General features: G+C 65.2%; 13 protein-coding genes and 1 tRNA gene. 7 read left to right on the forward strand and 7 right to left on the reverse strand.

Translation table 11 applies throughout. The annotated features are described in order from the left end of the window. The first annotated feature begins 4 nt into the window (after positions 1 to 4). The 4 genes from AC1DN0_RS20370 to AC1DN0_RS20385 all read left to right on the forward strand — a co-directional run bounded on the left by AC1DN0_RS20370 (position 5) and on the right by AC1DN0_RS20385 (position 3,094). Positions 5 to 1,366, forward strand: coding sequence for a M16 family metallopeptidase (locus AC1DN0_RS20370; RefSeq protein ID WP_441627003.1), 1,362 nt, complete (start codon positions 5 to 7; stop codon positions 1,364 to 1,366). A 72-nt stretch (positions 1,367 to 1,438) separates the two neighbouring features. Beyond that, a complete protein-coding gene (rsmD, locus tag AC1DN0_RS20375; RefSeq protein ID WP_441627005.1) occupies positions 1,439 to 2,092 on the forward strand; it encodes a 16S rRNA (guanine(966)-N(2))-methyltransferase RsmD in 654 nt (217 codons plus the stop codon). A gap of 187 nt (positions 2,093 to 2,279) precedes the next feature. Beyond that, positions 2,280 to 2,765, forward strand: a complete 486-nt coding sequence (gene coaD / locus AC1DN0_RS20380; RefSeq protein WP_035861092.1) for a pantetheine-phosphate adenylyltransferase — start codon at positions 2,280 to 2,282, stop codon at positions 2,763 to 2,765. A gap of 68 nt (positions 2,766 to 2,833) precedes the next feature. Beyond that, positions 2,834 to 3,094, forward strand: a complete 261-nt coding sequence (locus AC1DN0_RS20385; protein WP_035861094.1) for a YfhL family 4Fe-4S dicluster ferredoxin — start codon at positions 2,834 to 2,836, stop codon at positions 3,092 to 3,094. A gap of 99 nt (positions 3,095 to 3,193) precedes the next feature. Here the strand turns inward: AC1DN0_RS20385 and pth are convergent, their stop codons facing one another. The 7 genes from pth to AC1DN0_RS20420 all read right to left on the reverse strand — a co-directional run bounded on the left by pth (position 3,194) and on the right by AC1DN0_RS20420 (position 9,492). Beyond that, complete coding sequence (gene pth / locus AC1DN0_RS20390; RefSeq protein WP_441627008.1) at positions 3,194 to 3,787, reverse strand: aminoacyl-tRNA hydrolase; 594 nt, start codon at positions 3,785 to 3,787, stop codon at positions 3,194 to 3,196. Between the two features lie 334 nt (positions 3,788 to 4,121). Continuing rightward, on the reverse strand, positions 4,122 to 4,718 hold the full coding sequence (locus AC1DN0_RS20395; protein WP_183032821.1) for a 50S ribosomal protein L25/general stress protein Ctc: 597 nt from the start codon (positions 4,716 to 4,718) through the stop codon (positions 4,122 to 4,124). Positions 4,719 to 4,835: 117 nt separating this feature from the next. Continuing rightward, positions 4,836 to 5,789 (reverse strand): ribose-phosphate pyrophosphokinase, encoded by a 954-nt coding sequence (locus AC1DN0_RS20400; protein ID WP_017229695.1) that lies wholly within the window; start codon positions 5,787 to 5,789, stop codon positions 4,836 to 4,838. A 99-nt stretch (positions 5,790 to 5,888) separates the two neighbouring features. Then, a tRNA-Gln gene (locus tag AC1DN0_RS20405) sits at positions 5,889 to 5,965 on the reverse strand. 60 nt (positions 5,966 to 6,025) lie between these two features. Beyond that, entirely contained in the window at positions 6,026 to 6,904 is an 879-nt protein-coding gene (ispE, locus tag AC1DN0_RS20410) for a 4-(cytidine 5'-diphospho)-2-C-methyl-D-erythritol kinase (RefSeq protein WP_441627010.1), read from the reverse strand. After that, positions 6,901 to 7,515, reverse strand: a complete 615-nt coding sequence (gene lolB, locus AC1DN0_RS20415) for a lipoprotein insertase outer membrane protein LolB (protein WP_441627012.1) — start codon at positions 7,513 to 7,515, stop codon at positions 6,901 to 6,903. The genes ispE and lolB overlap by 4 nt, the downstream gene beginning before the upstream one ends. Positions 7,516 to 7,599: 84 nt before the next feature. Further along, positions 7,600 to 9,492 (reverse strand): tetratricopeptide repeat protein, encoded by a 1,893-nt coding sequence (locus AC1DN0_RS20420; RefSeq protein WP_477145951.1) that lies wholly within the window; start codon positions 9,490 to 9,492, stop codon positions 7,600 to 7,602. A 139-nt stretch (positions 9,493 to 9,631) separates the two neighbouring features. Here AC1DN0_RS20420 and mutM point away from each other — a divergent pair, with 139 nt between their 5' ends. The 3 genes from mutM (at position 9,632) to mutY (ending at position 14,045) form a co-directional block, all read left to right on the forward strand. Further along, a complete protein-coding gene (mutM, locus tag AC1DN0_RS20425) occupies positions 9,632 to 10,546 on the forward strand; it encodes a bifunctional DNA-formamidopyrimidine glycosylase/DNA-(apurinic or apyrimidinic site) lyase (protein WP_441627016.1) in 915 nt (304 codons plus the stop codon). A 273-nt stretch (positions 10,547 to 10,819) separates the two neighbouring features. Further along, positions 10,820 to 12,763: a dynamin family protein gene (locus AC1DN0_RS20430; RefSeq protein ID WP_441627018.1), complete on the forward strand. Its 1,944-nt coding sequence runs from the start codon at positions 10,820 to 10,822 to the stop codon at positions 12,761 to 12,763. A gap of 91 nt (positions 12,764 to 12,854) precedes the next feature. Next, entirely contained in the window at positions 12,855 to 14,045 is a 1,191-nt protein-coding gene (mutY, locus tag AC1DN0_RS20435) for an A/G-specific adenine glycosylase (protein WP_441627020.1), read from the forward strand.

The raw sequence follows: 14,045 nt of genomic DNA on the forward strand, positions 1-14,045 counted from the left end.
GACGATGTCTCTCTTTGCCCCGACGATCCCGTCGCCGCGCGTGCTGCGCCGTATCGCAGGCGCTGCCTTCGGCGCGCTTGCCCTGATCGCTTCGCAGGCCGCGCTGGCTGCCATCCCGATCGAACAATGGACCACCTCTACCGGCGCCCGCGTGTATTTCGTGCGCAGCCCGTCCATCCCCATGCTCGACGTCAATATCGATTTCGACGCCGGCAGCCGCTATGACCCGCCGGGCAAGGCCGGCCTTGCCACGCTCGCGTCAGCCCTGCTCGACAAGGGCGCCGCCGCGCAGGACGGCCAGCCAGCGCGCAACGAAGCGCAGGTTGCCGACGCCTTCGCCGACACGGGCGCCGATTTCGGCGGTGCCGCCAGCAGCGATCGGGGCGGTATCGGCCTGCGCACGCTGACCTCCGAGCCGGAGCTCAGCCAGTCGCTTGCGCTGGCTGGTCAGTTGATCAAGGCCCCGGCCTACCCGGACACCGTGGTGGCGCGCGAGAAGCAACGCCTGATCACGGCGATCCGCGAGGCTGACACCAAGCCGGGGGTGATTGCCGACAAGATGGTGTCGAAGGCGATCTATCCCGCCCATCCGTATGGCGTTTCGCCGACCGCGGCGTCGGTCGAATCGATCACACGGGCCGATATCGAGCGTTTCTGGCGGGACAATTACGCGCCATCGCGTGCTGTCGTGACGCTGATCGGCGCCATCGACCGCAAGCAGGCCGAGACCATCGCCGAGCAGCTAACCCGCGGCCTGCCCGCGGGAGCCACGCCGCCTGCGATGCCGCCCGTGCAGCCAACGATCCCGGCTAGCGAGCAGCGAGTGCCGCATCCGGCGCAACAGGCCACCGTGGCGATTGGCCAGCCCGCCATCGCGCGTGGCGATCCCGATTACTTCGCCCTGCTGGTAGGCAACTACGTCCTCGGCGGCGGTGGGTTCAGCTCGCGCCTGACCGATGAGGTACGGGAGAAGCGCGGCCTGACCTATGGTGTCGACAGCTACTTCGCCCCGGCCAAGCAGGCAGGGCCCTTCGGCATCGGCCTGCAAACCAAGAAGGCGCAGACCAACGAGGCATTGGCCCTGGTGCGCAAGGTGCTGGCGCAATACGTGGCGGAAGGCCCCACCGACGCCGAACTGAAGGCCGCCAAGGACAATCTCATCAATGGCTTCCCGCTGCGCATCGACAGCAACCGCAAGCTGCTGACCAATGTGGCCAATATCGGCTGGTACAGGTTGCCGCTGGACTACCTCGATACCTGGACCAGGCAGATCGGCAAGATCACGCGAGCCCAGGTCAAGGAAGCCTTCCAGCGTCACGTGCGTCCCGACGCCATGGCGACTGTGATCGTGGGCGGGCCGGAATGAGGGCGTGAGTGGTGCGGGCGCTTCGGTCCCTGGCGCTCGCGCGATCTGACCCGCAGGCTCTACAATCACGGCATGAATTCGCGTACCCGATCTCCCTCGCCCGCTGCCAGCGGGCGAAACTCTTCCCCCTCGCCGCGGCAGGCACCCGCGCAGGTCCGCATCATCGGCGGCAAGTGGAAGCGCACGCCGCTGCCCGTACTCCACGCCGAAGGGCTGCGTCCCACGCCCGACCGCGTGCGTGAAACTCTGTTTAACTGGCTCGGCCAGGACATGTCGGGGCTGGCCTGCCTCGACCTGTTTGCGGGTTCTGGGGCACTTGGCTTCGAAGCCGCTTCGCGCGGTGCGCGGCAGGTCACAATGGTGGAGGCCAACCCGCGCGTGGCCAAGCAATTGCGCGACAACCAGTATCGCCTCGACGCCCAGCAGATCCGGGTTGTGCAGGGTGATGCATTTGCTACGGCGGCGCAGATGCCGTCAGCGAGCTTCGACGTGGTTTTTCTCGATCCGCCGTTTGCCGAGGATTGGCTGGGCCCTGCGCTGGAGCATGCGGCACGGCTGTCGCGGCCGGGCGGTGCCGTCTATGTGGAAACCGATCGTGCGTTGACCGGCCCGGATGCCCCAGTGCCGGCGGCGCTGGAGATCGTGCGGCATGCCCGCGCGGGCGCGGTGCATTTCCATTTGCTGCAGCACAGGAATAATCGATTCGGGGGCGCGGACGCGGCATGACCGGCCATCGCACGCTAGATGCGGCACTGCCGCGAAAGCGTGTTGCAATGGCTTCCAAGTACCGCGTTTAGAGTTACACTACGCCGCTGTTGCCAACGCTCGTCACGCAGCCTTGGCCCCAGCCCTCAACCATAGCGGGCGGGGTCGATCGGTCCAGGACCGGCAGCGGGCAGAATAAGGAGGAAGCATGGTCGTCGCGGTCTATCCCGGCACTTTCGACCCAATGACCCGGGGCCACGAGGATCTGGTGCGCAGAGCGTCCAATATCTTCGATGAACTCGTGGTCGGCGTGGCGTATAGCCCCAACAAGCGCCCATTCTTTTCGCTGGAAGAGCGCATAGGCATCGCTCGCGAAGTCCTGGGACACTATCCCAATGTGCGAGTCGAAGGTTTCTCCGGCCTGCTCAAGGATTTCGTGCGCAAGAACAATGCGCGGGTGATCGTGCGGGGTTTGCGTGCCGTCTCCGATTTCGAGTATGAGTTCCAGATGGCGGGCATGAACCGCTACCTGCTGCCGGACGTGGAAACCATGTTCCTGACGCCCTCGGACCAATACCAGTTCATCTCGGGCACGTTCGTGCGCGAGATCGCGGTGCTGGGCGGCGATGTCAGCAAGTTCGTATTCCCGTCGGTCGAGCGCTGGCTTCAGGAGAAGATTGCCAAACCGGAATAAAATAGAGCTTCGGGACATGTCGGCCGCGGCCAGTCGGGCGCGGGCATGTCTGGCTTAAAGGAAACACCATGGCACTGATGATCACCGACGACTGCATCAACTGCGACGTTTGTGAGCCCGAGTGCCCAAACGAAGCTATTTCGATGGGGCCCGAGATCTATGAGATCGACCCCAACAAATGCACGGAATGCGTCGGACACTTCGATGAGCCGCAATGCCAGCAGGTTTGCCCGGTGGCTTGCATCCCGAACGACCCCAACCGGGTCGAGACGCGCGATACCTTGATGCAGCGCTATCGTCTGCTGACGGCGGCCAAGCGGGTGGCTTGACGCGGGCATTGCGCCCTGCGGCACAAAAAAGCCCCGTCACCGAGAGGTGACGGGGCTTTTTTATTGGTCCGCCTGCGGTTTGCTGCTTGCGAAGCGCCTTCAGCGGGTGGTGTGCAACTCCAGCATGGCGCGTTCGTTTTCGCCCCTGGCCAGCAGCGCCAGCGGCGCCAGGCTACGGTCGATGGCTTCGTCGATGGCCTGCTGCTCCTCGCGGCGCGGCGGCTTCAATACATAATTGATCACATCCTCCCGCTCGCCGCCACCGCTTGCCGAGTTGCGCGGATGGCCCACGCCGATGCGCAGGCGCCAGTAGTCCTGCGTTGTCAGGTGCGCGGCAATGTCCTTGAGTCCGTTGTGGCCGCCGGCGCCGCCGCCGCGCTTGAGCTTGACGGTACCGGGCGGCATGTCCATTTCGTCGTGGGCTACCAGGATTTCGTCAGGCAGGATCTTGTAGAAACGCGCCAGCGATACCACTGACTGGCCGGAGCGGTTCATGAACGTGGACGGCTTGAGTAGCCAGATGTCCTGGTCCCATAGCCGCGCGCGCGCGGCCAGGCCGTGGAAGCGGCCTTCAACGCGCAGGGTGGCGCCGCCCATGCGGGCCAGTTGGTCGACCAGCCAGAAGCCGGCGTTGTGGCGGGTGGCTTCGTATTCCGCCCCGGGGTTGCCGAGACCGACGATGAGTTTGATCATGGGTTGGACTGCTTGGTTGGGAGGACTCAGGCGGATCTGACTGCGACTGCTTAACTGCAGTGTCATAGGCCTAAAAGCCTAAAATCAAAGGCAGTTTCACCACCCCTGCGGGGCGGCGACCTACTTTCTTGTCACGCCAAGAACGTAGGCAAAGAAGGCGCCCCATACGGGATGGGCAAACATTCACGGCTCGCTTCGCATCGCGCAGGGGCTGCCAGGGGCCAAGGATACTCGATTGGGCGCACGAAAAAAAACCGCCGGACGCGCCGGCGGTTTTTTCTTGCGGCTGCGAGAGCCGTCCTGTTGCACGTCCCGAAGGCCGCGTTCAGGGTACTCAGGCAGCAGGCGTTTCTTCGGCTGCAGCAACGCCGCCGGCCGGCAGCGAGATGCTGGCGATAGCAGGGTTTTCGTCGCCGTGGGTGATGGCGCTCACGCCCTTCGGCAGCTTCACGTCGGACAGGTGCAGGGTCTGGCCCAGTTCCGCGTTACCCAGGTCCACTTCGATGAACTCAGGCAGGTCGGCCGGCAGGCACGACACTTCCAGTTCGTTCAGGATGTGGTTGACGATGCCATGGCCCAGCTTCACGCCCGGGGCGTTTTCCTGGTTCATGAAGTGCAGCGGCACCTTGACGTGGATCTTGTCGGTGGCCGACACGCGCTGGAAGTCGACGTGCAGGACCAGCGGCTTGAACGGGTGCATCTGGAAAGCGCGCAGCAGGGCCTTTTCAGCCTTGCCTTCCACTTCGAGGTCGAGAATCGACGAGTGGAATGCTTCTTTCTTCAGCGCATGGAACAGCGCGTTGTGATCCAGTTCGATCATCTTGGGCTCGGCTGCGCCGCCATAGATGATGCCGGGGGTCTTGCCGGCGTTGCGCAGGCGGCGGCTCGCACCCGTTCCCTGTACGCTACGCTCGAAGGCTACTACTTTCATGATGACTCCAAATGTAAGAGGGCTGTCCGCGACCAGACAGCCCGATGAATCGCGCCTGCACCGTAACCGGGGTGTCCCCGAAAAACGGCCGCAAACGCGGTAAAGCGTTGAATTCTATCAGGAATCGGCAAACAGCGACATGATCGAGTCGCCCTTGACGATCCGGGTGAAAGTCTCCGCCAGCAGCGATGCGGTCGACAGTTGGCGAATCTTGCCGGACTGGATCGCATCGTCGCGCAGCGGAATGGTGTCGCACACCACCACTTCATCCAGTTCGGAGTCGGCGATACGGGCAGCCGCGCCGCCGGACAGCACCGGATGGGTACAGTARGCGAACACCTTCAGCGCGCCGCGCTCCTTAAGGACCTGGGCGGCCTTGCACAGCGTGCCGCCGGTGTCGATCATGTCATCCATGATCACGCAGTTGCGGCCGTCGACTTCACCGATGATGTTCATCACTTCAGCCACATTGGCCTTGGGACGACGCTTGTCGATGATGGCCAGGTCGCAGTTCAGCTGCTTGGCCAGCGCACGGGCGCGCACCACGCCGCCGACGTCGGGCGAGACCACCAGCAGATTGCCGTAGTTTTTCTCGCGCAGGTCGCCCAGCAGAACCGGGGAGGCGTAGATGTTATCAACCGGGATATCGAAGAAGCCCTGGATCTGGTCGGCGTGCAGGTCCATGGTCAGGACGCGCTCGACGCCGGCGACTTCCAGCATATTGGCTACCACCTTGGCCGAGATCGCGACGCGCGCCGAACGCGGGCGGCGGTCCTGGCGGGCATAGCCGAAATAGGGCATGGCGGCAGTGATGCTGCGTGCCGAGGCGCGCTTGAGCGCATCGACCATCACCATCAGTTCCATCAGGTTGTCGTTGGTCGGCGCGCAGGTGGACTGCAGCACGATAACGTGCTTGCCGCGAACATTTTCCTGGATTTCAACTTGGACTTCGCCGTCGGAGAACCGGCCGACCTGGGCTTTCCCGAGCGGGATGCCGAGGTGCTGCACGACAGCCTCCGCGAGTTTGGGGTTGGCGTTGCCGGTAAAAACCATCAAGCCTTCGCTGCTCATTCGGTGCACCTGTCTTGCTGCTGGAGGGGGGAAAGATTGCTGCCGGCTAGTGCCGGCAGCTTTGTCGTGCGGGTCCATAAGGACACTATAGGAATGTAATGGCAGGGGAAGAAGGATTCGAACCTTCGAATGCCGGAATCAAAATCCGGTGCCTTGACCAACTTGGCGACTCCCCTACACAACCGGGCACGTCCATCGTCACATTCAACTGCCTGCGACGCCGAACGAAAAACTATTTATGCGAGCGTTGCGAGCGGGTGGTGCGATAAACTCTTCGCACACCTGCCATCCCATTCGGGAGGCAACCGGTCTAGTACCTGCTGCGCCGTTTGCGAATCGTTGAATCGCGCAAACACGCAGGCTCCGGAACCGGTCATCCTTGCATGGGGACTGTATTGTCTCAGCCATTCAAGGGCTCGGGCAACTTCGCCGAACTTCACTGTTGCTATCGCTTCCAGGTCGTTGCGACCGAAACCGAACTTGTTTGTGCATCCAGTGAAGTCCGCTATTATGCTGATGGGCGTATCCCTTGTCAAGCGCTCGTCCGAAAAAATTGCAACGGTAGGAACATGCTGGCGCGGGTGGATGATCACGAACCAGCTTTCGGGCAACGCGACCGTCGTCAGTTCCTCGCCAACACCCTCGGCGAAGGCGTTTTCCCCATGCAGGAAGAACGGCACGTCCGCGCCCAGCGCGAGGCCGATGCGCTTGAGTTCATCGCGGTCCAGGTGCAGCCCCCACAGGTGGTTCAGGGCCAGCAGCGTGGTGGCCGCATCCGAAGAGCCGCCGCCAATGCCGCCACCCATCGGCAGCCGCTTGGCGATGGCGATGTCGGCGCCAAAGCGGGTTCCGCTGGCCTGCTGCAGCGCCCGTGCGGCGCGCACGATCAGGTCGGTCTCGGCCGGGACGCCGGCTACCTCGGTGGTGCGCTCGATGCGGCCATCTTCGCGGCGGCGGAAGTCCAGCGTATCGCTCCAGTCCACCAGTTGGAACACCGTCTGCAACATGTGATAGCCATCGTCACGACGCCCGGTCACGTGCAGGAAGAGATTCAGCTTGGCGGGAGCGGGGCAGCCGCGCAGTTCAGCGGGGGGCAGGGTACGGGCAGTATTCATTGCGCTTGCTCCGGATCGATCACAAGGCGCACGGAGAGCGGGCTGCCGTCGCCATCGCGTGCCAGGTCGATACGGCGCGGCAGCGCCGTGGCTGCGGTTGCCGCGGCAGGGGTTTCCTGCCACGACACATAGCGTACTGTCCAGCCGTTCTGCGCCAGGGTGGCCAGCCGCCCGCTATCGTCGCGGGTGGTGCGCGCCGGGCTGCCCGGCGCGGGGCGCGCGTGCAGCCAGTCGCGCATGCCGGCCACCGGCAGCGAGAAGCCAAGCGCCTCTTCCAGCAGGGTATCCACCTCAGGCGCATTGCGCGGGGGCTGGTTGGGGAGGTCGAGCGTCGCGCCGGAAGGGGTGGACGTGACCACGGCAAGGGTCTGCCCCAGCGGCGAGATCAGGTCCAGCCGCACGTTGCGGCCTTGCTCGTGCCATTGAAAGCTGCCCTGTACGCCTTCCTCGCGGCCGTAGCGCACGTAGTTGGCGGCGAAGCGTCCGCTGAGGTCGCGCGCCCTGGCGGTCTCGCCGGCGTCGAACTGCCGCGTTGGCGTGATGCTGGCGCAGGCGGCAAGCCAGACGGGGGCGCTCAGGCAGAGCAGGGCTAGGCGTCGGGATTTATGCATGTAGTCTTGCGCCCGCACCGGCGCAGCCGGGCGCCGGGCGTCCGGCCCGGCGGAGGTTTGCGGGCTGTCGGATGAATCGGGAGATTACTTGAGCGCGGAGAGCGGCACGTTATAGCGCCGCAGCGTGTCGATTAGGATGACGTTGTCCGGCTCGATCTTGGCGGCTTCGTTCCAGGTCTTGCGTGCTTCATCCTGCTGGCCGAGTTGCCACAGCACCTCGCCCAGGTGGGCACCGATTTCCGCTTCGGGCGCCTTGGCGTAGGCGTTCCGGAGCAGTTCGGCAGCTGGCTGCAACTGGCCCAGGCGGAATTTGACCCAGGCCAGGCTATCCATGATGTAAGGATCGTCCGGTCCCAGCGCGGAGGCCTTCTCCAGCAACTGGAGGGCTTCCGGCAGGCGCACGTTACGGTCCGCAAGGGAGTAGCCGAGCGCGTTGTAGCCCTGCTTTGCGTCGGGCTGCATCGCGATCACCCGGCGCAGCCGCTTTTCCATGCTGTCGTAGCGCTTCTCGCGCTCGTCGAGCATGGCCAGCTCGTAGACCCAGTCCGAATTGTCGGGCTCGGCAGCGACGCGCTCCTCCAGCACCTTGCGGGCGCGGYCGTAGGCTTTGGCATCGATCAGCATGCCAACCTCGGCCTGCCGGATCGCGGTCATGCGCTGCGCGCGCTGGTCGGGCTCGGCGATATCCTCGGCATCGGCCAGCATATCGTTGAACACGGCCTGTGCGTCGTCGAGCTTGCCCATGCGCCCAAGCAGCTGGGCGCGCTTGACGGCGGCCGCGGGCGCCAGGCGGCTGTCGTCGATGCGGTCGAGCCACGCAACGGCGGCGGGGTAGTCCTTCTTTTCCTCGGCGATCTGCGCCAGGTACTGGTAGGCGATATCGGGGCTGGCGGCCGGCACCTGCTCGGCCAGTTGCAGATACTCTTTCAGGTACTGCTCAGCTTCGTCATAGCGTTTGGACTGCAGGCTGGTCAGGCCAAGGGCGAGCGGCACGCGCGGGTCCTTGGGCGCTATCTTGCGCAGGGTCTCGAACTCGGCGCGGGCGGCTTGCAGGTCGTTCTGCTGCAAGTACAGGCGCGCCAGCGTGATATGGCCGTTGACCGAAGCAGGGGCCTTGCCGACGAACGACTTCAGGCCGGCGATGGCCTCGTCCGGTGCGCTGTCGGCGCGCAATTCGGCCGCCATCAGCGCGGCGGCTTCATAGTCGGGGCGGATGCGCTGGGCTTCGTCGAGTTCGGCCAGGGCGCCGGGAATGTCGTTGGCGGCTTCCTTGGCGCGGGCCAGGGCAAGGTGGGTTTCGGCAGAGCGGGCGTCGCTCGCTGTCAGGCGCTGCAGCAGGGCGGCGGCACCGGCGGGATCGCTGGTTCGCGAAAGCTGCTGCTGCATCTGCAGGATCGCCTCCGGCCGGTGGCTTGGCGGCACGCCATTGAGCTGCAGGGCCAGCAAGGGTTCGGCTTCGTCCCAGCGGCCGCTCAGGACCAGCAGGGTGGAAAGGACTTGCCGCGCACCAGCCGATGTGGGCGCGAGTTCGGTCCACAGGCGCGCAGCGTCGAGCGCTTGCTGCGCGCTACGTGCATTGAAGGCGATCTCGGTGGCGCGCTGGGCAAAGCGCGGGTCGCGCGTATTGCGGGCCAGTTCCAGGTAAGTCTGGTAAGCCGGACCGACCACGCCGCGCTGGGCCGAGATTTCCGCCGCCAGGACCCGGTACAGGATGTCGGCGCTCAGCGGCACCGCCGGCAGCGGCATCTTCGGCGGCAACGGGTTCGAGCGGACTGGCGTGATGGCTTCCGCCGCCACCTTCATCGCGGGCCTGCCCTCCGGGGGCGCGGCATGGCTGGCAAGCGGCGCCATGGCGCAGACCGCAAGCGCGGCCGCAGCCGTGGCTGCGAGCCTGTGACGCAGCGGCCGCCGGGTAGAGCGCCGGGTAGGAAGAATTTGAGCGATGGTCATCGGGGTACGGTCCAGGCGGTCCGACATGTGGGTGGGTGCTCCAGCACTCAATGCGATGGGAATGTTAAAGGCATTGTAGCCTGCCGCTACAATGCCTTGCTGATCCGCATGGCACCAGTATGACTGGGTCTCTGGCGGTTGGAGTGGCACAAAAGGGAGAGGTTCGATGCCAGAGTTGCCGGAGGTCGAAGTGACCCGCCGCGGCTTGCTGCCGCACGTGGTGGGGCGGCGCATAGCCGACGTGGTGGTGCGCCATCGCGGCCTGCGCTGGCCGGTTGAACCGGATATCGAGTCACAACTGACCGGCCGGGTGATCGCTCGCATCGAACGGCGCGGCAAATACCTGCTGCTGGAGTGTGTGCGCCAGGCTGCGGCCAGCCTTTTTCCGGATGGCTCTCCTTGCCTGCCGCCAGTAGATGACCGGGGCTGGCTGCTGATCCACCTCGGCATGACGGGTACCTTGCGGGTGCTGCCGCAAGCGCCGCCGGCGGGCAGTCACGATCACCTCGACCTGATCCTCGCGGACCCCGCCGACACGCACGCCGATACCGGCACCAGCCTGGTGCTTCGTTTTCGCGACCCGCGCCGCTTTGGCGCTGTGCTCTGGAGCCCGCTCGAAGAGTCGCAGTTGCCAACACATCCGCTGCTGCGCAACCTTGGCGTCGAGCCTTTCGATCCGCGCTTCGACGGAGCCTGGCTGTACCGCCTCGGGCGCGGGCGCAGCGCAGCCATCAAGACGGTGCTCCTGGCGGGAGACATCGTGGTGGGCGTAGGCAATATCTATGCGTCGGAGAGCCTGTTTGCCGCCGGCATCCGTCCCACCACGCCGGCTGGCCGGCTCTCCCTGGCGCGCTGTGAACGCCTTGCCGTCGCGGTGCGGGACACGCTGGCCCGTGCCATCGAGCGCGGCGGCAGCACGCTGCGCGACTTCGTCGGCAGCGATGGCAGCAGCGGCTACTTCCAGCTGGATTGCGCCGTGTATGACCGTGCCGGGCATCCCTGCCGGGTCTGCGGCACCACTATCCGGCAGATCGTCCAGGGACAGCGCTCGACTTTCTATTGCCCTACCTGCCAGCGCTGAAACCGCGCCGCCCTCCTCAAGGCCGACGCCGCACCGAAGTGTTTATTGAGTAACTTCCCGATGCTGTTGCACCGGGCCGATGGGCCGGCGCAACAGCGAGGCCCGCAGGCGACTCGAATTTCACAAAAATCCCCCGGAAACCTGTATCTTCAACAAAGTAAAAAAGTGTTACAAAGACACCATGTCACCGCCCGGGTGCAGGCTATCGGACATCAAGACGCCAGGCCTGCAGCGCCGTCGCGGGGGCTTTTCGCCAAGCCGATCCCAGTGCCAATGACAACCCTCGCCCTTCAATTCGAACAATACGGCGCCTGGAGAACCGGGGTGCTCAATTCCCTGGCCGAATTCCGCTCCTGGCTGCAGCAGCACGATCTCTACGACGCCCAGGCCGACGAACGCGTCCAGCGCATCCAGGGCGTGCTCAAGAGCGACCGGCTCAAGGTAGCCTTCATCGCGGAGTTCTCGCGGGGCAAGAGCGAACTGATCAACGCCATTTTCTTTGCAGACTATGGCCGGCGCATCCTGCCGTCATCCGCCGGGCGCACCACGATGTGCCCGACCGAGCTGCGCTACGACGAGGCCGAGGCGCCGTGCATCCGCCTGCTGCCGATCGAGACGCGCCTGCAGGAAGCCTCCACTGCTGATTTCCTCGACGTCGACGCGCACTGGCATACCGTGCCGCTCGATCCCTCGTCGCCGGATGGGATGCTCGATGCGTTCCGGCACGTGATCGAGACCAACCGCGTCACCCGGGAGATGGCGGAATCGCTCGGCTTGTATAACGAGAACGATCCCGACGCCGCCTACGCGCTCGATGCCGACGGCATGGTGGAGATTTCCCGCTGGCGCCATGCAGTTATCAATTTCCCGCATCCGCTGCTGCGCCAGGGTCTGGTAATCCTTGACACACCGGGTCTCAACGCGATCGGCACCGAGCCGGAACTGACATTGCGCCTGATTCCGGAGGCGCATGTCGTGGTGTTTATGCTCGCCGCCGATGCCGGCGTGACCAAGAGCGACCTGGATCTCTGGCGCAGCCATGTTAGCGCGGGCCACCGCAAGGGCTGCCTGGCGGTGCTGAACAAGATCGACGGTCTGTGGGACCCGCTCAAGTCGCCGGCCGAGACCGCGGCCGAGATTACGCGCCAGGTCACCAACAGCGCCCAGGTGCTGGGGATCGACGAGTCGCGCGTCTATCCGGTGTCGGCGCAGAAGGGCCTGGTGGCCAAGGTCACGCACGATGACGACTTGCTGGCGCGCAGCGGCCTGCCGCAATTCGAACATGTTCTGTCGGATCAACTGATTCCACAGCGGCGTGAGATCGTCGCCGACCAGGTACAGCGCTCGGTGGAGGAAATGACGCGTGGCGCGCAGCAACTGCTGCAGAGCCGCCGCCGCAGCATCGTCGAGCAGTTGTTCGAGTTGCGCGGCCTGCGCGGCAAGAACCACGCGATGGTCAAGCACATGCTGATGCGTGTGCAGTCCGAAAAGGAAGAGTTCGAGCAGAGCATCGCCAAGTTCCAGGCGCTGCGTCTTGTGTTCGGACGTCACAGCGCCGATATCATCAAGAGCCTGCAACTGCGCGACGTGCGCCGCACCATGCGCGAGCGCCGCGAGCAGATGAAGGAGCGCTTCTTCTCGCGCGGCATGCGCGAGGACATGGACGGGCTGTTCGCCCGGCTAGGCGAACTGGTCAGCGAGGCTGACCAGAAGATCGTCCAGCTACACCAGCTCACCGACAGCATGTACCGCCGCTTCAATGCCGAGCACGGCTTCACGTTGCCGGCGCCGATCCAGTTTGTCACCGCGCGCTACGTGAGCGAACTGCAGCAGACGCTGGCACTGGCCCAGACGCACTTCGGCGCCATGAGCATGCTGACCCGCTCGCGTCCGCAACTGGTGCAAAGCGCGTTCTCCACTGTTGCAAGCCGCGTGCTGGAAACCTTTCGCGATCTCAACCGCGATATCGAGATCTGGCTCAAGTCAGTGATGACGCCGCTGGAGGCGCAGGTACGCGAGCATCAGAAGCAACTGCGTCGCCGGGTCGACTCGATCGAGCGCATCCACGAGGCGACCGACACGCTGGAAAGCCGCATCGCGCAGCTGGAGGAAGTGCTGAACGGGCTGGACGAGCGCAGCGGACGCATCGAATCCTTCTCCCGGCAGATCCTGCGGCCTGACGCCGAAGACGGCCAGCTCAGGGCCGTCGCCGCCTGAAGCACGGCTGGCGCGCGGTGCCGGAGGCGGCAAGGCGGTATCATGACGCGCCGCCGCTTCCGGCGCTGCCGCCTTTTCCGTCACGTTCCCGATGCCCCGCAAGCCAGCCGCTACTCCCGCCGTTTCTTCCACCGATCTTTCCCTGGCCGCCGTTCCCGCCGTTCCCGCCGTTCCCGCCGATTTCGCCACGCGCGTGGTGGATTGGCAGCGCCTGCACGGGCGCCATGACTTGCCGTGGCAGAACACCCGCGACCCTTACCGGATCTGGTTGTCGGAGATCATGCTGCAGCAGACCCAGGTCAGCGCGGTGATCGAGTATTTCCAGCGTTTCGTCGGCCGCCTGCCTACCGTTGCCGCTCTGGCGGAGGCTAGCGCGGACGAGGTGATGGCGCTCTGGGCAGGGCTTGGCTATTACTCGCGCGCGCGCAACCTGCACCGCTGCGCCAAGAGCGTGATGAGCGAGCACGGCGGCGTGTTTCCTACCGATCCCGAGGTGCTGGTGACGCTGCCCGGCATCGGCCGCTCGACCGCGGCGGCCGTGGCCGCCTTCAGTGTTGGCGTGCGATCCCCCATCCTGGACGGCAATGTCAAGCGCGTCTTCGCTAGGTTCTTCGGCATCCACGGCCATCCGGGCGTCAAGGCGGTGGAGAACCGCATGTGGCAAATCGCGGAGGAGGTGTTGCCCCCGAAGGGGCCTGGACAGGCCGAGGACATGGTGTCCTATACCCAGGGCGTAATGGATCTCGGCGCCACCGTCTGTTCGCGCGGCAAGCCGGCCTGCCTTGCTGCCGCGGCGTCGTGCCCGCTGGCCAGCGACTGCGTGGCGCGCCGGGACGGCCTGACCGCCGCGCTGCCCACGCCGAAACCGCGTGCCGCCATTCCCGAGCGCAGCACCGTCATGCTGCTGGTCCGGCGCGGCCGTGAAGTCCTGCTGGCGTTGCGACCCGACAGCGGCATCTGGGGCGGCCTCTGGAGCCTGCCTGAAATGCCGGTGGATACCGTGCCCTTCGATGCCGAACTGGCCGAAGACGCCGCCCGCGAACGCGCCCGCGATTTCGGCACGCCCGGCACCGCCAGCATGGTCGGCGAACTCACCCACGTCTTCACCCACTTCCGCCTGCTGATCCGCGCCATCCGCGTGGACGTCACCGGCCTGAGCGCCCACGACGCAGCCGATGGCACTCCGCTACGCTGGCTCTCGCTGGACGATCTCGATGCGGTGGGCACACCGGCACCGGTGCGCAAGCTGCTCGAAGCACAGGCGCTGGGGGGATTGTTCTAA

Source organism: Cupriavidus sp. 05N39 (genome assembly GCF_056397325.1).